General features: G+C 61.8%; 15 protein-coding genes. 6 read left to right on the top strand and 9 right to left on the bottom strand.

Features of this window, described 5'->3' with window-relative positions; all coding sequences use genetic code 11:
* Positions 1–29 precede the first annotated feature (29 nt).
* The 3 genes from ACZ5VE_RS00535 to ACZ5VE_RS00525 are packed head-to-tail and all read left to right on the top strand — an operon-like array spanning position 30 to position 3,188.
* Entirely contained in the window at positions 30–698 is a 669-nt protein-coding gene (locus ACZ5VE_RS00535) for a response regulator transcription factor (RefSeq protein WP_464456157.1), read from the top strand.
* On the top strand, positions 695–2,194 hold the full coding sequence (locus ACZ5VE_RS00530; protein WP_464456156.1) for a sensor histidine kinase: 1,500 nt from the start codon (positions 695–697) through the stop codon (positions 2,192–2,194). The genes ACZ5VE_RS00535 and ACZ5VE_RS00530 overlap by 4 nt, the downstream gene beginning before the upstream one ends.
* Positions 2,195–2,204: 10 nt before the next feature.
* On the top strand, positions 2,205–3,188 hold the full coding sequence (locus ACZ5VE_RS00525; RefSeq protein ID WP_464456155.1) for a glucokinase: 984 nt from the start codon (positions 2,205–2,207) through the stop codon (positions 3,186–3,188).
* Positions 3,189–3,190: 2 nt separating this feature from the next.
* On the opposite strand, the gene ACZ5VE_RS00520 is transcribed toward ACZ5VE_RS00525, so the two are convergent.
* The 3 genes from ACZ5VE_RS00520 to ACZ5VE_RS00510 all read right to left on the bottom strand — a co-directional run bounded on the left by ACZ5VE_RS00520 (position 3,191) and on the right by ACZ5VE_RS00510 (position 6,033).
* Positions 3,191–4,210 carry a serine/threonine protein kinase gene (locus tag ACZ5VE_RS00520; protein ID WP_464456154.1) on the bottom strand — a complete coding sequence of 340 codons (1,020 nt, stop codon included), beginning with the start codon at positions 4,208–4,210 and terminating at the stop codon, positions 3,191–3,193.
* A gap of 31 nt (positions 4,211–4,241) precedes the next feature.
* Positions 4,242–5,048, bottom strand: coding sequence for a crotonase/enoyl-CoA hydratase family protein (locus ACZ5VE_RS00515; RefSeq protein ID WP_464456153.1), 807 nt, complete (start codon positions 5,046–5,048; stop codon positions 4,242–4,244).
* A gap of 136 nt (positions 5,049–5,184) precedes the next feature.
* On the bottom strand, positions 5,185–6,033 hold the full coding sequence (locus tag ACZ5VE_RS00510; RefSeq protein WP_422169251.1) for a 3-hydroxybutyryl-CoA dehydrogenase: 849 nt from the start codon (positions 6,031–6,033) through the stop codon (positions 5,185–5,187).
* A gap of 111 nt (positions 6,034–6,144) precedes the next feature.
* Here ACZ5VE_RS00510 and ACZ5VE_RS00505 point away from each other — a divergent pair, with 111 nt between their 5' ends.
* Positions 6,145–7,389 carry a glycosyltransferase family 4 protein gene (locus ACZ5VE_RS00505; RefSeq protein ID WP_464456152.1) on the top strand — a complete coding sequence of 415 codons (1,245 nt, stop codon included), beginning with the start codon at positions 6,145–6,147 and terminating at the stop codon, positions 7,387–7,389.
* Between the two features lie 122 nt (positions 7,390–7,511).
* The gene (locus ACZ5VE_RS00500) at positions 7,512–7,991 is read left to right on the top strand and encodes a hypothetical protein (RefSeq protein ID WP_464456151.1); all 480 of its coding nucleotides are present in this window, start codon (positions 7,512–7,514) and stop codon (positions 7,989–7,991) included.
* Positions 7,992–8,061: 70 nt separating this feature from the next.
* Here ACZ5VE_RS00500 and ACZ5VE_RS00495 read toward each other — a convergent pair whose 3' ends face one another.
* Positions 8,062–8,868, bottom strand: coding sequence for an ABC transporter permease (locus ACZ5VE_RS00495; RefSeq protein WP_291924185.1), 807 nt, complete (start codon positions 8,866–8,868; stop codon positions 8,062–8,064).
* A 2-nt stretch (positions 8,869–8,870) separates the two neighbouring features.
* Positions 8,871–9,800, bottom strand: coding sequence for an ATP-binding cassette domain-containing protein (locus ACZ5VE_RS00490; RefSeq protein ID WP_464456150.1), 930 nt, complete (start codon positions 9,798–9,800; stop codon positions 8,871–8,873).
* A gap of 217 nt (positions 9,801–10,017) precedes the next feature.
* Here ACZ5VE_RS00490 and asd point away from each other — a divergent pair, with 217 nt between their 5' ends.
* Entirely contained in the window at positions 10,018–10,875 is an 858-nt protein-coding gene (asd, locus tag ACZ5VE_RS00485; protein ID WP_464456149.1) for an archaetidylserine decarboxylase, read from the top strand.
* A 141-nt stretch (positions 10,876–11,016) separates the two neighbouring features.
* Here asd and ACZ5VE_RS00480 read toward each other — a convergent pair whose 3' ends face one another.
* The 4 genes from ACZ5VE_RS00480 to ACZ5VE_RS00465 form a co-directional block, all read right to left on the bottom strand.
* On the bottom strand, positions 11,017–12,885 hold the full coding sequence (locus ACZ5VE_RS00480) for a potassium transporter Kup (protein ID WP_464456148.1): 1,869 nt from the start codon (positions 12,883–12,885) through the stop codon (positions 11,017–11,019).
* A 112-nt stretch (positions 12,886–12,997) separates the two neighbouring features.
* The gene (gene gshA, locus ACZ5VE_RS00475) at positions 12,998–14,293 is read right to left on the bottom strand and encodes a glutamate--cysteine ligase (RefSeq protein ID WP_464456147.1); all 1,296 of its coding nucleotides are present in this window, start codon (positions 14,291–14,293) and stop codon (positions 12,998–13,000) included.
* A gap of 124 nt (positions 14,294–14,417) precedes the next feature.
* Positions 14,418–15,698, bottom strand: coding sequence for a glutamate-5-semialdehyde dehydrogenase (locus ACZ5VE_RS00470; RefSeq protein ID WP_464456146.1), 1,281 nt, complete (start codon positions 15,696–15,698; stop codon positions 14,418–14,420).
* Between the two features lie 397 nt (positions 15,699–16,095).
* Positions 16,096–17,160 (bottom strand): IS110 family RNA-guided transposase, encoded by a 1,065-nt coding sequence (locus ACZ5VE_RS00465; protein WP_464457420.1) that lies wholly within the window; start codon positions 17,158–17,160, stop codon positions 16,096–16,098.
* Between the last annotated feature and the right edge of the window lie 244 nt (positions 17,161–17,404).

Genomic DNA, 17,404 nt, shown 5'->3' with positions numbered 1-17,404 from the left:
AAGCCTGAACAATCCATTAAGCTTCGCGCATGAAATTGCTGCTTGCCGAAGACGATGCCATGCTGGCCGACGCCCTGCAAACCCAGTTGAGCGGGGCCGGATTTGAGGTGGAACACGCGCCCAACGGCGCTGTGGCCGACTATTTGCTGCAAAAGCACAGCTTTGACATCGCGGTGCTCGACATCGGCCTGCCGATGATGGATGGCCTGGCCGTGCTCCAGCATGTGCGCCAAACCCACCCCACACTGCCCGTGGTGCTGCTGTCGGCACGCGATGCCCTGGACGACCGGGTCGCAGGCCTGCAAGCAGGTGCCGACGATTACGTGACCAAACCGTTTGACTTTCCGGAACTGCTGGCCCGCCTGCAAGCCCTGTTGCGGCGCACCCAGCCTGCCAGTGCCTCGGCCTTGTTGGGTCAACTGACACTGGACCACACCTCACGTCGCGCCATGGTGTCCGGGCTGGTGCTCGACTTGAGCGGGCGCGAATGGACGCTGCTGGCGCTCTTGGCCAGTCAGCGCGACCAGGTGGTGACCAAAGAACAAATCACCCAAGCCTGGAGCGCCGAAGGCGGGGAAACCAGTGGCGGCAATTCGATCGAGGTCTACATCCACCGCCTGCGCCGCAAACTCGAAGATGCGGGTCTCGTCATTCGCACGGTGCGCGGCTTGGGCTACCTGATGGAAGCGCAGGCGTGACGGGCCACGGCCACCCATCGGCGGCTTCGGGCCAGGCGGGTGTCTCGCTGGCGCGGCAGTTGCTGCTGTGGGTGCTGCTGCCGCAACTGGTGCTGTGGATGGCCGGGGGCGTGGCCACCTACAAATTTGCTGCGGGCTACGCCAACCAAGCGGTGGATGCGAGCTTGCTGCAAGCCAGCCGCGCGCTGGCGCGGCAACTCAAACCGATTGGCAATGGCTTGCTGATCGACTTCCCGCGTGCCGCGCAAGACGTGCTCGAAGCCGACCCGGCAGACAAGCTGCTTTACATGGTCAGCGCTCCCCCCGGCCAATTCATTTTGGGCAACCAGTCTTTGCCCGCCCCGGTCCTGCCCACCGAAGACAGCGTTCCGATCGACCCCGAACTGAACACGCCTTATTTTTACGATGGCACCATGCCCGTGAATGGCCGCGCCGCATTGCACGCGCCGCCAGGCCAAGCCTTGCGGCTGGTGGCGCTGTACCTGCGTTTTGGTGACGAGGCCAATGCACCGCAAACCATGCTGGTGCAAGTGGCCCGCAGCAGCGCGAACCGCGAAGAGCTGGCGCGGCGCATCCTGGTGGACATGCTGCTGCCCATGTCGAGCCTGGTGCTGCTGATGACGCTGATCATGTGGCTGGGCATCCGGGCCGGGTTGGCCCCGCTGGGCCGCCTGCGCCAGCAGGTTGAGGGCCGCAACCCGACCGACCTGGCCCCTTTGCAACTGGCCTCGGCCCCGCGTGAGCTGTGGTCGCTGGCCACCGCGCTCAACACCTTGCTGGCAGCGGTGCAAAACAATGTGGCCACACAAAAGCGCTTCATTGGCGACGCCGCGCACCAGCTGCGAACACCCCTGGCGGGCCTCAAAAGCCAAACCGAAATCGCCCTGCAATCGACCACCGACCCCGAGCTGCGCGCCCGGCTGCAGCGGGTGCACGACAGCGCCACCCGCAGCGCCCACTTGGTCAACCAGCTGCTGACTTTGGCGAGGGCCGAACCTGAATCTGTGATGGCACAGGACCGCAAGCGCTTTGACCTGCACCGCATGGCACAAACCCTCACCGCCGAATGGGTGCCGCGTGCCTTGCGCGCGGGCATTGACCTGGGTCTGGACGACAGCGCGACCGCGCCCGTCTGGATCGAAGCCAACGAGCTGCTGGTGCGCGAGGCACTGACCAACCTGATCGACAACGCACTGCACTACGCTGGCACCGGCAGCCAGGTCACGGTGCGGGTCACAGCTGACCACACCAGCGCCACGCCACTCGCCTTGCTGCAAGTTTCCGACACCGGACCCGGGCTGGCACCTGCCGACCGCGAACGGGTGTTTGAGCGCTTTGTGCGCGCCAGCGATGCGGGCCAAGGCTGTGGTCTGGGCCTGGCCATCGTCAAGGAAATCGTGGAGCGCCACCAAGGCGAGGTCCAGCTGGATGCGGTGCAGCCCCACGGCCTGTGCGTGTCAATCCGCTTGCCCCTGTCTCCCACACCTTCAACTTGAACCCTGCTTCATGAATTCACGTCACGCTCAAACCCCTTGCCTGCTGGGCGACATCGGCGGCACCAATGCCCGCTTCGCCCTGGTGCACGGCGACGGCGCCCCCATCATGCAAGAAGTCACCTTGCCCACTGGGCAGTTTCCTGATCTGGCCGCGGCCGCGCAGACCTATCTGCAGCAAGTGGGCCAAGCCGAGGTGCGTCAAGCCTGCATCGCGATTGCCAACCCGATTGACGGCGATGTGCTGAAGATGACCAACAACCACTGGCAATTCTCCATTGAGGCCACACGCCAGGCACTGGGGCTGGACAGCCTCTTGATGCTCAACGATTGGGAAGCCATGGCCATGGCGGCCCCGGCCTTGGATGGCAGCGACCTGCAACAAATCGGCTCGGGCGAACCCGTGCCCGATGCACCCAAAGGCCTGATCGGTCCGGGCACGGGCCTGGGGGTGTCGTCTTTGGTGCGCTCGCGCCGAGGCGACTGGGTGCCTGTTGCCGGTGAAGGCGGGCATGTGAGCCTGTCGCCCAGCTGTGAACGCGAGGCCGACATCTTGCGCATACTCTGGCGCACCTACCCGCATGTGTCCGCCGAACGCGTCATCTCGGGCATGGGCCTGGAAAATTTGTACCGCGCCATTTGCGAACTGAACGGCACCGAGGCCGAAAGCCTGGTGGCCGCACAAGTGACCGAACGCGCCTTGGCCGCAAAAGATGTGGCCTGCGAAGAAGCACTGGAGCGCATGTGCCGTTTGCTGGGCCATACCGCCGCCAACCTGGCCGTGACGCTGGGCGCACGCGGCGGCATCTACATTGGCGGCGGCGTGATCGGGCGCTTGGGCGACTACTTTGCGCAGTCGGGTTTCAGGGCCGCGTTTGAGGCCAAAGGCCGCTTTGAAAGCTACATGAAGCGCATCCCGACCTACGTCATCCGCGCCGAACAACCCGCGCTGATTGGCTGCGCCATGGCGCTGGGCGTGCAGCCTGCGCGGCGCTGAATTCAAACGCTGAGCGGCGCTTCCTGCATTTGCTCGACCTGCTCTTGCAGCATCAGCACCTGACCGCGCCAATAGTCGGGCGTGCCGAACCACGGAAAGTTGATCGGAAAAATCGGGTCTTCCCAACGCCGCGCCAACCAGGCGCTGTAGTGGATCAGGCGCAAGGTGCGCAGCGGCTCGATCAGGTTCAACTCGGCGCGGTCAAAGTCGCGCACCTGTTCATAACCATCGAGCAAGGCCGACAGTTGCTGCGTGCGCTGACGGCGGTCGCCGGACAGCAACATCCACAGGTCTTGCACCGCCGGACCCATGCGGGCATCGTCCAGGTCCACAAAGTGCGGGCCACCGCCCGGCAGCTCGGCAGGCGTCCACAAGATGTTGCCGGGGTGGCAGTCGCCGTGCAGGCGCAGCAACTTGCGGTCAGCGGCCCCTTGCGCAAACGCTGCCTCAATCAAAGCCAGCGCGGGCACCAGCGCATCGCGCCATTCACGCTCCACCTCCAACGGAATCATCTGGTGGGTTTGCAGCCATTGGGCAGGCTCCAGCGCAAAAGTCTGCACGTCGAGCGTGGGGCGGTGCACAAAGGGCTTGGCCGCACCCACGGTGTGAATGCGTGCCAGAAAGCGGCCAATCCACTCCAGCACTTCAAAGTCGTCCAGCTCCGGCGGGCGGCCACCGCGCAAAGGACTGACCGAAAAATCAAAGCCTGCTGTTTGGTGCAGGGTCTGCCCATTCAGGGCCATCGGCGCCACCACGGGCACTTCGGCAGCCACCAGTTCAGCGGCAAAGTCGTGCTCTTCTTGAATCTGCGCACGGCTCCAGCGGCCGGGCCGGTAAAACTTCAGCACCACCGCCGACGCGCCTTGCACGGGTTCATCCAAATGCGCACGGTACACGCGGTTTTCGTAAGAGCTGAGCGCCAGCAAACGGCCATCGGGCCAGAGCCCGAGCTCGGTCAAAGCGTCCATCACCCGGTCAGGGGTGAGTTCGGCGTAAGGGTGCAAAGCGTTCGGTTCGGTCATGCGCCGATTGTGACCGAGCGCTTGACCCGATTCAGCGTCCGGTGAAACGGGCTGCGCGCTTTTCCACAAACGAGCGCACGCCTTCGGCTGCATCGTCACTGGTCGACAAGCGCTGCTGTACCCCGATGAAGTCGTGCATGGCCACCAATGGCCCTTGCTCCACGCCTTTGAGCACGTTTTGCCGCGTGGCCACCACGGCCAGCGGCGCTTGCGCCGCGATCATGTCGGCAATGCACATGGCCTCGGTCAGCAAACCCGCGGCAGGCACCACCTTTTGCACAAAGTTCAGGCGCAGGGCTTCGGCGCTGTCAAACACATCGGCCGTGAGCAAGTGCAACAGCGCATTGCCCATGCCGGCACGCTCGGCCATGCGCAGGGTGGCACCGCCCGTGGCCATGATGCCGCGCTGCACCTCCAGCTGCGAAAACCGACAGTCGTCGGCCGCCACCACGATGTCGGCGGCCAGCATGAGTTCAATGCCCAGCGTGTAGGTGATGCCCTGCACCGCCACCACCATGGGTTTGGTGCGTCGCCGATACCCTTCCATGCCCAGGTTCAGCGGGTCCACCAAACCCAGCGGCACAGCTTTTTCGCCGCGTTGCATGAGCGGCGCAATCGTCGGCAAATCCAACCCGGCGGTGAAATGGTCACCCGCCGCACACAACACCCCCACGCGCAGGGCGGGGTCATCGTCGAGCCGGGTGTAGGCCTCGCCCAGCTCACGGAACATCTTGGGCGTGAAGCCGTTGCGCTTGGCAGGGCGGTTGATGCTGATCTGAAGGACTGCACCGTGCACGGTGCAGTCGATCTGGCCTTCGGGGTGGGGGGTGGTTGTCATGGCGCTCTCTCAGTTGGGTTTCTGTAGGAGGTTGCCCCTGCGGCCGAACGCTTGGACGATCGATGGTCTGGGCGTGTCAAACATTCGCGAGCAGGGGCTCGCTCCCACAGGGGACAAAGAACCGTCTGTTGGTGCCTCAGTACTTGTAAACGCCCTGTCCGGTCTTGCGGCCCAAACGGCCTGCGGCCACCATTTCTTTGAGCAGCGGGCTGGGGCGGTACTTGCTGTCGCCGAACTCCTTGAGGTAGACCTCCATCACGGCCAGGCACACGTCCAGACCGATCATGTCGGCCAGCGCTAGCGGGCCAATGGGCTGGTTGCAGCCGAGCTTCATGCCCGCGTCAATCGCTTCGGCCTCGGCCAGGCCCTCGCCCAGCACAAAGAAGGCTTCGTTGATCATGGGCACCAGGATGCGGTTGACCACAAAGCCGGGGGCGTTCTTCACGGTGATCGGGGTCTTGCCCAGCGCCAGCGCCATGTCGTGCACCGCGTCGTGCGTGGCGTCGCTGGTCTGCAGGCCACGGATGATCTCGACCAGCGCCATCATGGGCACGGGGTTGAAAAAGTGCATACCAATGAAGCGGTCCGCACGCTGGGTGGCGGCGGCCAGCTGGGTGATCGAGATCGACGAGGTGTTGGACGCGATGATCACATTGGGGGCCAGCAGTGCGTCGAGCTGCTTCAGGATCTTGACCTTGAGTTCGTGGTTCTCGGTGGCGGCTTCGATCACCAGCTGGGCGCTTTTGAGGTCATCGTAGTTGCTAGAGCCCTGGATTCGGGCCAGCGCAGCGGCCTTGTCGGCCTCGCTGATTTTTTCTTTCTTGACCAGACGGTCCAGGCTGCTGGCCACGGTGGCCACACCTTTGGCCACGGCCGCGTCCGAGATGTCGACCATCACCACCTGAATGCCCGACACCGCACACGCCTGTGCGATGCCATTGCCCATGGTGCCTGCGCCAATAATGCCTACGGTCTGGATGCTCATGTTCTTCCTTTCAAACTGGATAAATGGGTTCAACAGCCATCTTAACGGGACGGCTTCACACCTCCCTGACACCCTGTCAACATGCGATGATTCACGCTCAAACAAGACCCCATGAACATTCTTTTCGTCCACCAGAATTTCCCTGGCCAGTTCAAGCACCTGGCCCCCGCCATGGCACGCCAGGGTCACCGCGTGGCGGCCCTGCACATCAATGCCTGCCCGCCTGTGCCGGGCGTGGAGCTGGTACGTTACGGCGTCACAGCTCGCCCCGGGCAAGGCACACACCGCTGGCTGGCCGACCTGGAAGTCAAAACCTTGCGGGGCGAAGCCGCCTGGCAAGCCGCCCTGAAGCTGCGCGAACAAGGCTTTGCGCCCGATGTCATCGTGGCCCACCCCGGTTGGGGCGAAAGCCTGTTTTTGCAGCATGTCTGGCCGCAAGCCCGGCTGGGCATTTATTGCGAGTTTTTTTACCAAGCCCAAGGAGCCGACACCGGGTTTGACCCGGAGTTCAACCCACCTGAGGCCGACAGCGCTTGCCGTCTGCAGATGAAAAACGCCAACTACGAACTGCACTTCGCGCGTGCGCACGCGGGCATCGCACCCACACATTGGCAGGCCTCGCTCTTCCCCGAGCCTTTTGCCTCGCGCATCGCCGTTGTTCACGACGGCATCCGCACCGACCAGATCAAGCCCGACCCCAGTGCCCACATCAGGGTGCAAACCGCGCAAGGCGTTTTGCAACTAGGCCGTGACGACGAAGTCATCACCTTCGTCAACCGCAACCTGGAGCCCTACCGCGGCTACCACCAATTCATGCGGGCACTGCCCTCCATCCTGAAAGCCCGCCCCCAAGCCCGCGTGGTCATCATCGGTGGAAACGAAGTCAGCTACGGCGCTGCGCCGCCTCCAGGGCCCGATGGCCAACCTCAAACGTGGCGCGAGATTTTCCTGAACGAAGTCAAAGGCGAGTTGGACCTGTCACGCGTGCACTTTGTGGGCAAGGTGCCCTATGCCGATTTCTTGCGGGTGCTGCAGGTGTCCACCGTGCACGTGTACCTGACCTACCCCTTTGTGCTGAGCTGGAGCCTGCTGGAAGCCATGAGTGCAGGCTGCGCCATCGTGGCCAGCGACACCGCCCCGGTGCGCGAAGCGATTCGCCATGGTGAGACCGGACGACTGGTGGACTTCTTTGATGCTGCGGCGCTGGCGCAGCAGGTGATTGACTTGTGCAAGAACCCGGCAGAGCGGGTGCGGCTGGGCGCGCAGGCGCGGGCGTTTGCGGTGGAAAACTACGATCTGGAGACTCGGTGTTTGCCGAGGCAGATGGCGTGGCTTAACGGGCTGGTAGATCACTGACGAAACATGCACAACCTTGTCATTCAGGGTCTTGAGTTAACAATTCACACAGTCATCAAATTGACAATAGCTACAAATTAATCTTATATAATAAATAAATATCAATTTAAAATTTCTATGCCATGAGAGAGCCAAAACCGCTGGTCAGCGCAGAAGAACTGGAAGCGCTCATACAAGGCTGGGGAGAAATGCCCAGTCAATCGGTGGATAAGTTTTTTCCAGCCCGGTTCTTTTATGCGTTTTTGGTTATTTTTTCCGCCGCAATTTGGTTGCTTTTCGATACCAATCGTTTGGCCCAATCGCTCACCGCAGACCCACTCAACCAGGCCCGTCTGCAGAATTTCCTGTACTTCAGAGGATGGTTCATGATCTGTGGTTTGGCGCTGGGTTCTTATTCATACCTCAGGAACTGGTACCCAGCGATCTTTTTCAGTGCAGCCTTGCTAGCCGGCCTAACCAATTTGGTCTCTGACATGTTCATGGTCTACCCAGAGCGACTGGCCAATCCCACACCTTTATTCACCGTGCTCCTGCTAGCACGCATGATCTTGTTGTGGGTGCTGTACATGTCGGTCAAAACGCCAGCCGCATGCCTGAGCTGAAAGACAGGGCAAACCTGTTATTGCCTTTCAAGCGCGCCCATTGATCGCGCCGCATCGGCCAGGTTTCTGGTCAGCTCCTGAACCGCTTGCGCGTCAACGCCAACGCCACCCAAAACGACACGACCGCAAACCCCGCCAGCACCATCACATGACGCAGCGGTTGGTCTGGCCAGCGGTCCATGAAGAGGGGCCGCACCAAGTCCACCGCCACCGACAGCGGCAGCCAATCGGCGATCACACGCACGAAACCGGGCAACTGCTCACGTGGGAAAAAGATGCCCGAGAGGAACATCATGGGCGTGAGGAACAGGGTGAAGTAGTAGGTGAAGAAGTCGTAGCCTTTGGCCAGCGCGTTGAAGATCAGCGCCATGCAGCTGAAGGTGATGCCCACGCCCAGCAGCACGGGCCAGGCCACCAAAAGCTTCCAGCTGTGGCTGATGCCCAAGGCAAGCATGACGCCCAAAATGGCGGTCACGGTGAACAGGGCCTTGAACGCGGCCCAGAGCATTTCGGCCAGCACCACGTCATCGAGCCGCACCGGGGCGTTCATGATGCCGTCCCAGGTTTTTTGCACATGCATGCGCGAAAACGCCGAGTACAGCGCCTCAAAGGTGGCTGCATTCATGGCGCTCATGCAAATGCTGCCGCTGGCCAGATACAGGATGTAAGGCACTTTTTCGCCGCCCAGCTCGATCTGCCCGACCAAGGCCCCGAGGCCGTAACCAAAGGCGACCAACCACATGAGCGGCTCGGCAATGTTGCCCACCAGGCTGGGAATGGCGAGCTTTTTCCAGACCAGCCAGTTGCGCTGGAACACAGGCCACCAGCGCATGGACAGGCGGGGCGCAGCCCAGATGTTGTTTTGAATTTGGCTCATGGTCAGCCTTCCTCCCGGATCTGGCGTCCGGTCAATTTCAAAAACAGATCTTCCAAATTAGAAGGTCGGTGCAAGGTGCGCAGCGCGGGCCAGGCCTCCAGGGCGTGCATCAAGGCGCGGCTGTCCTCGGTGTAGAAGAACACCGTTTCGCCGCTGACCTCAACGCGCCCGGCCAGGGCTTTCAAGCTGGCTTCGTGCGCCAACGCCACCGCGCCTTGGCCAAACACTTCCACCACTTCTGGCTCCAGGTGCTCGGCGATCAGGTCACGGGGTTTGCCTTCGGCGATCTTGCGGCCCTGGTCCAGCACCAACAGGCGACTGCACAGGCGCTCGGCTTCGTCCATGAAGTGGGTGGTCAGCAAAATGGATTTGCCCTCTTGCAGCAACACTTGCAGGCGCTCCCACATCAGGTGCCGCGCCTGCGGGTCCAGGCCCGTGGTGGGCTCGTCCAGCATCAACAGTTGGGGATGGTTGATGAGGGCACGGGCCAGGCTCAAGCGCCGCTTCATGCCGCCCGACAGCTCGCCGGGCTTGGCTTGGGCTTTGTGGCTGAGGGCACCAAATTCGAGCAGCTGCGGAATGCGCTCGCGGATCACGGCGTCGGGCAGGCCAAAGTAGCGGCCAAACACCAGCAGGTTTTCTTCGGCAGTGAAGTCCGGGTCCAGCGTGTCCATCTGCGCGACCACGCCCAGCCGGGCCTTGATGGCCAACGCGTCTCGCGGCATTTGCTGGTCGTCGAAATAAACGATGTCGCCGCCGTCGGGCTGCGACAGACCCAGGCACATGCGCAAGGTGGTGGTTTTGCCCGCGCCGTTGGGGCCGATCACGCCCAGGCATTCGCCGGGCTCGATGTGAAAAGACAGGTCATTGACCACCGTGGCGTCGCCGTAGCGCTTGACCAGGTGTTCGACCGAAAGCAAAGGGGTGTTCATGGCTGGATTGTGCCTGCTGTGGCCCTCACATTCGGCTGCAGGGGCAGCCTCCCACAGGGACAGCACAGACTTTTGTGGGAGCGAGCCCCTGCTCGCGAATGACTGATCCGTCAACTGCACGCTTTCGGCTGCAGGGGCGGGCACCCACAAGGGGAAACCCGAGCGGGCTGCCCGATAAAATCAGGGCATTCTCTTGAACCGCCCCGGCGGCACCCTCATGTCCAGTTCCTTTTCTGACCGCTTGGCGGTCGTGCCGCAGTACCTGATCCCCAAACAAGCCCTGACCGCTTTTGCAGGCTGGGTGGCGGGCAGCCAGTGGGGCGGCGCGACCACCGGCATCATCGACTGGTTCGTGAAGCGCTACAACGTGAACATGATGGAGGCGGCCAACCCCGACACGGCCAGCTACAAGAGCTTCAATGAATTTTTCACGCGCCCGCTCAAAGCCAGCGCCCGCCCGTTGGCGGCGGCGGCCTTCGTCAGCCCGGTGGACGGTGCGATCAGCCAGTGCGGCCCCGTCGTGGGGGACCGGGTGTTTCAGGCCAAAGGTCACAGCTACAGCACGCAAGCCCTGGTGGGGGGTGATGCGGCGCTGGCGGCGCAGTTCCGGGATGGCGAATTTGCAACCCTTTACCTGAGCCCCCGCGACTACCACCGCATCCACATGCCCTGCGCAGGGCGGCTCACGCGCATGATTTACGTGCCGGGCGACCTGTTTTCGGTCAACCCGACCACCGCACGCGGTGTGCCGGGCCTGTTTGCCCGCAACGAGCGTGTGGTGTGCGTGTTTGAAGGCGAGCACGGACCGTTTGTGATGGTGCTGGTGGGTGCCACCATTGTGGGCAGCATGGCGACCGTGTGGCACGGGGTGGTCAACCCACCGCGTCCGGGCACGGTGCGCGAATGGGCTTATGAGATGGGCAACATCAGCCTGGCCCAAGGCGAAGAAATGGGCCGCTTTTTGCTCGGCTCCACCGTGGTGATGCTGTTCCCCCAAGGGGTGATGCAGTTCAACAAGGACTGGACCCCGACACGGCCCATATGCATGGGTGAGGCGATGGGCGCCTTGAATTAATCAGGTACTGAGCCCGATGGCTTGTGGGAGCGAGCCCCTGCTCGCGAATGACTGATGAGCCACAGCGCCCATTCGGCCGCAGGGGCGGCCTCCCACAAAAGCCACACTGCCTGCTTGCGCAGAGGCGCTGCACGCACGCACTCAGATTTCGATTTTGGAGCCCAGCTCGACCACCGCATTGGTGGGCAGGTTCAAGAACTCGGCCGCAGCGCTGGCGTTGTGGTGCATCTGGGCGAAGAGCTTTTCGCGCCAGGTGGCCATGCCGCCGCCAATGGTCGGGATCACGATGTCGCGTGACAGGAAATAGCTGGTCATCATCGGGTCGAGCTTGTAGCCGTCATCCTGGATATTGGCCAGTGCAGATGGCAAGTCGGGGTTGTCCTTGAAGCCGTAGTTGACGATGACTTGCCAGCAGTCATTGCCCAGCGGTGTGACCTCCAGGCGCTGGTCTGCGTCGATGCGGGGCACTTCATGGCTGCGCACGGTGACAAACAGGTTGCGCTCATGCAGCACTTTGTTGTGCTTGAGGTTGTGCAGCAAAGCATTGGGCACGGCCCCCGTTTCGGCGGTCAAAAACACCGCCGTGCCTTCCACGCGGGTGGGCGGTGCAATGAACACAGCTTCCAAAAAATCGCTCAGTTTCAGGGCGTCCGAGCGCAAAGAGTCGTTGAGCAAGCGGCGGCCATCGTGCCAGGTCAGCATGAGGGTGAACACGGCTGCACCGATGAACAAGGGGAACCAGCCGCCGTCAAACAGCTTGAGCAGGTTGGAGGCCCAGAAAGCAAGATCCACCACGAAGAAAAAACCCGTGGCGCCGATGCACAGCGCCAGCGGCAGCTTCCAGGCGTAGCGGATCACGAAGAAAGTGAGCACGGTGGTGATCAGCATGTCGGTGCACACGGCAATGCCGTAAGCGGCCGCCAGGTTGCTGGACGACTTGAACATGACCACCGCCAAAACGATGGCGACGAACAGGCCCCAGTTCACAAAGGGCATGTAGATCTGGCCGGTATCGGTTTCGCTGGTGTGTTGCACCTGCAATCGGGGCAGGTAACCGAGCTGAATCACTTGTTTGGTCACGCTGAAAGCGCCCGAAATCAGCGCCTGCGAGGCGATGACCGTGGCCATGGTGGCCAGACCGACCAAGGGTACCAAGGCCCAATCGGGGGCCATCATGAAAAACGGATTGCTTTTGGCATCGGGATTGGTCAACAACAAGGCCCCCTGGCCAAAATAGTTCAAGGTCAGGCAAGGCATGACCACACTGAACCAGGCCAAGCGGATCGGCTTTTTCCCAAAGTGGCCCATGTCGGCATACAGCGCTTCGCCGCCCGTGACACACAAGACCACAGCACCCAAGATGATGAAGGTGATGCCGGGGTTGTGCCAGATGAAGCCCAAAGCGTAATGCGGGCTGATGGCGAACAGGATTTCGGGGTGCTGCACGATGTGCGAAACCCCCAGCACCGCAATGGTTGCGAACCAGACCAGCGTGATGGGACCGAAGAACTTGCCAATGCCGGCTGTGCCGCGCTTTTGCACCCAAAACAGCAGGAACAAAATCACCAAGGTGAGCGGAATTACCGATTTCTTGAAGGTGGGGGAAATGACTTCCAGGCCCTCGACCGCCGACAGCACGGAAATGGCAGGGGTGATCACCCCGTCGCCATAAAACAGGCAGGTGCCAAAGATGCCCACCACCAGCAGCACTTTGCGCAACTGGGGCCGGTCTTTGACCGATTGAGACGCCAGCGCCAGCATGGCCACCAGACCGCCCTCTCCGTGGTTGTCGGCCCGCAGCACCAACACCACGTATTTGACCGAGACGATGGTGGTCAGCGTCCAGAAAAAGATGGAGAGGACGCCGTAGACGTTTTCATGCGTGAAAGGCACATGGCCGGAGCCAAAGACCTCTTTCATCGCATACAGCACACTGGTGCCGATGTCGCCATAAACGACGCCAATGGCGCCCAAAGTCAGTGCGACGAGTGAGGAACGGGTAGAAGACACGGGCAATGACCTGACGCGGGTCAAGCCGGATGGGAAACAAGTGGGCTATTTTGCGCCCGATTACAGCCCCGTGTCACCGTCCTTTTGGGGATTTTGTTGCAGTGCAGCAACTTTAATCGTACACCTCAGCCTCAGGGTCGGTCGCTTCCAGCTCGTAGCTGGCCGCCAGCATGGCCAGACGGCCAATGACGCCATACATGTAAAAGCGGTTGGGCACGCTGGCACCGGGTTTGACGCCGGGCTGGGGCAGGTGCGGGGTGTCGGCAAAGGCCAGGGGCACAAAACTGGCACCGGGGGCGTTCAGGTTTTCATCGACCCCGCGCTCGGCGTGCACGCGGTAAAAACCGCCCACCACATAGCGGTCCATCATGTAAACGACCGGTTCGGCCACGGCGTCGTTGATGCGTTCGTTGGTCAGCACGCCTTCCTGGATGATCACGTCGTTGACGGTCTGGCCATCCTTGATGACGTTCATCTTGTTGCGGGTTTTGCGGTTGAGCGCATCCAGGTCGGCCACATCGCGCACAGTCATGATGCCCATGCCATACGTCCCGTTGTCGGCCTTGACGACCACAAACGGCTTCTCGTTGATGCCGTATTCCTTGTATTTGCGCTTGATCTTGGTCAGCAGCGCGTCCACATTGCTGCGCAGGCAGTCCATGCCCGTGCCTTCGGCAAAGTTCACATCGCCGCATTGGCTGAACATGGGGTTGATCAACCACGGGTCGATGCCCAGCAGCTTGCCAAAGCGCTTGGCCACCTCTTCGTAGCTCTGGAAGTGCTTGGTTTTGCGGCGCACGCTCCAGCCCGCGTGCAGGGGCGGCAGCAGATATTGCTCGTGCAGGTCTTCCAGAATGCCCGGGGCACCGGCGGACAGGTCGTTGTTGAGCAAGATGGTGCAGGGGTCGAAGTCTTTCAGGCCCAGTCGGTGCTTGCTGCGCACCACGGGTTCGAGCGTCACGCTTTCGCCATTGGGCAGCTCGATGGTGGTGGGCTCCTTGATCTCAGGGTTGATCGAGCCCAGGCGCACATTCAGACCGGCCATGTGGAAGATGCGCTGCAACTGCGCCACATTGGTCAAATAGAAGGTGTTGCGGGTGTGGTTTTCCGGAATGATCAGCAGGTTTTTGGCCTCGGGGCAGATCTTTTCGACGGCCGCTTGGGCTGCCTGCACCGCCAAAGGCAGCATTTCGGGGGTCAGGTTGTTCCAGCCGCCGGGGTAAAGGTTGGTGTCCACCGGGGCCAGCTTGAAGCCGGCATTGCGGATGTCGACCGAGGTGTAAAACGGTGGGGTGTGCTCCATCCACTCCAGCCGGAACCAGCGTTCGATCGCGGGCATGGAGTCGAGGATGCGCTGCTCCAGCTCATTGATGGGGCCGGTCAGGGCAGTGACAAGATGGGGAACCATGGGCGACCTTTATGGGGCTGAAATGACAAAAACAAAGGAATCATATGGGGCCGGTCGGCGCCATTGCAAGCACTGACCAGACAGAAGCGAAGGGCTTGTGCACCACGCCACAAAAAGACCGGGCTCAGCCGCGGACCTCGCCCTCGCCCAGCACCACGTACTTGAGTGAGGTCAGTCCTTCGATGCCCACCGGGCCACGGGCGTGGAATTTGTCGGTGCTGATGCCGATCTCGGCCCCCAGACCATACTCAAAACCATCCGCAAAGCGGGTGCTGGCGTTGACCATGACGCTGGCCGAGTCCACCTCGCGCAAAAAACGCTGGGCGTGCATGTGGTCGCGGGTGATGATCGCGTCGGTGTGGTGGCTGCTGTAGTGGTTGATGTGGGCAATCGCTTCATCCACGCCTTCAACCACCTTGATGCTGATGATGGGGGCCAGGTATTCCTCGAACCAGTCCTGCTCGGTGGCGTCTTTCAAATTGGCCCCGGGGACTTGGCTCAGGATGGCCTTGGCCTTGGGGGAGCAGCGCATCTCCACGCCTTTGGACGCATAAATGGCACCGATCTTGGGCAAGAACTCGGCGGCCACGCCCTGTGCCACCAGCAAGCTCTCGCTGGCGTTGCAGGGGCTGTATTTGTTGGTTTTGGCGTTGTCGGCCACTTTCACGGCCATGTCGATGTCGCACGGATCGTCCACATAGGTGTGGCAATTGCCGTCCAGGTGCTTGATGACCGGCACCTTGGCCTCGGCGCTGATGCGCTCGATCAGGCCCTTGCCGCCACGCGGAATGACCACATCCACAAACTGAGGCATGGTGATCAGCTGGCCCACGGCAGCGCGGTCGGTGGTTTGCACCAGCTGCACCGCATCGACCGGCAAACCGCTGTCCGTCAGCGCCTGCTGCACCAGCTTGGCCAAGGCCTTGTTCGACTCAATGGCCTCGGAGCCACCGCGCAAGATGCAGGCGTTGCCGCTCTTGATCGACAAGCTCGCCGCCTCGATGGTCACGTTGGGACGGCTCTCGAAAATCATGCCGAACACGCCAATCGGCACGCGCATCTGGCCCACGCGGATGCCACTGGGCACCTGCTTCATGCCGATGATCTCGCCGATCACATCGGGCATGGCCGCCAACTGCTCGCAGCCTTGGGCGCAAGTCTCCAGCACTTGGGGGCTGAGTTTCAGGCGGTCCACCATCGGCTCGGCCAAACCGGCTGCGCGGGCACGCTCCAGGTCTTTGGCGTTGTCCAGTTGCAAGGCGTCGGTGTTGGCGCGCAACAAGGCGGCCAGATGGCGCAAAGCCTTGTTTTTGGTGGCAGCCGATGCCTTGGCCATCAGGGCGGAGGCTTTTTTGGCCTGCTGGCCCAGGGTCTGGACGTGTTCGGCAGTGTTCAATTCAGTCATTGGGTCATTTTCGCAGATGCGGACCGGTTTTTTGTGGGAGGCTGCCCCTGCGGCCGAATGTCTGCATGGCCACACAGACCCGCCTGAGCCAGGCACACATTCGCGAGCGGGGGCTCGCTTATATGGATGCCTCCCGGTTGACAAGCACCTTTGCATGATTTCTGTAAAGAAGTCGGCTGCATCCTTATATTCGGCCTTGTTTCGAACATTCGTCCGTGGCCCTCATGGATATCCGCTGGCAAGCGCCTTAATCTCCCACCCGGACTTTTCTCGTCCCGCGAGCCTCTCAGGTTTGGCCTGCCCCGGTCTGACCTGTTTCACATGATCTTGCTTTGCTGCCCGTCAGCCTTTCAAGGCTGTATCGCTTTGTTTGCTTCGATTTTTAGGCTTCAGGTTCTCAGCTCTGCGCCATCGCACTCTCCTGTTCAGCCTGCTTTTGCTCTGGCCTGCTGCTTTGATGCCCCCCTTGGTACGCCTGTCCTTTGGCCGTCACCGCCCAAATGATCCGCGCCGTCTTGGCCGCCTGCGCCACGATCACCACGTTCTTGTGCCTGCGCTCTAGCAATTCGCTTTGCCACGCACTGGGTGTCTTGCCTCGGCACACCAGCGAACGCGCCCCGTGCACCAGCAGCGTGCGCAGGTAACTGTCTCCCCGTTTGCTGATGCCCAGCAGTCGCACCTTGCCTCCCGTGCCCTCTTGCCTTGGCACCAACCCCAGCCAGGCGCAAAACTCCCGCCCCGACTTGAACTGGCTGGCCTGGCCCATCGTGGCAATGGCCGCCGTCGCGGTCAGCAACCCCACCCCGGGGATACTTACCAACCGCTGCATTTGCTCGTCTGCAGCCAGTTGTTGCTTCAGGCGGATTTCCGTGGCCGCAATGGCCTCGCTGCAGCAGCGGATGCGCTGGACTTGCTCGCTCAGGCTGTCTCGCACCGCTTGGGGCAGCACATCGTGCAACTTGTCCAGCGCCTGCTGCACCTCCCCCAGCAACGCATCACGTCTCTTGGGAAACACCGCCCCGAACTCGTAGAGCATGCCCCGCAGCGCGTTGAGCTCCATCGTGCGCATCTTCACCAGCAACTGGCGCTGGCGGTGCAGCACCAGCGTGGCTTGCTGTTCGGTGGTCTTGACGGCCACAAAGCGCATGCCCGATTGCTGCGCCGCCAGCCAGATCGCCCGGGCGTCCGTCACATCGGTCTTGTTGCCCAGCACAAAGGGGCGCACCGCTTTGGCGTGCACTAGCCTGACTTGGTGCCCCATTTGCTGGAGCTTGCGCCCCCAGTGGTGGGCCCCGCCGCATGCCTCCATGGCCACCACACAGGGCTGGCGGTTGCTGAAGAACGCCAGCACCTTGTCGCGCGACAGACGCTTGTCCTGCAGTTCGCCCGTGTGCATGTCCACCGTGTGCAGCTGGAACACGCTTTTGGCGATGTCCATGCCCACGACTTGGAGTCCACCCATCCAGCCAATGACTTGGCCTGCGTACATACCTGTATTACGATTCATGTCGGATCCTCTGCGGTGTTAGTGAAGACTCTGGTCTATCACGATTTGGGCACTTTGATGCCGTATCCGCCAGAGGGTCCACCCCATCTGGTTGCCGTCATCTGCCCCAATCCACTGCCCCTTCCCGAAGGAGGGAGGCATCCATACCATCTCCCACAGAGACGTCACCCCCGACTTGATCGGGGGTCCATGCCTTCGG

It is taken from the genome of Limnohabitans sp. INBF003, from assembly GCF_055396645.1.
Note: the sequence above shows the minus strand (reverse complement) of the source record. Positions and strands in the feature narration are given on the sequence as shown.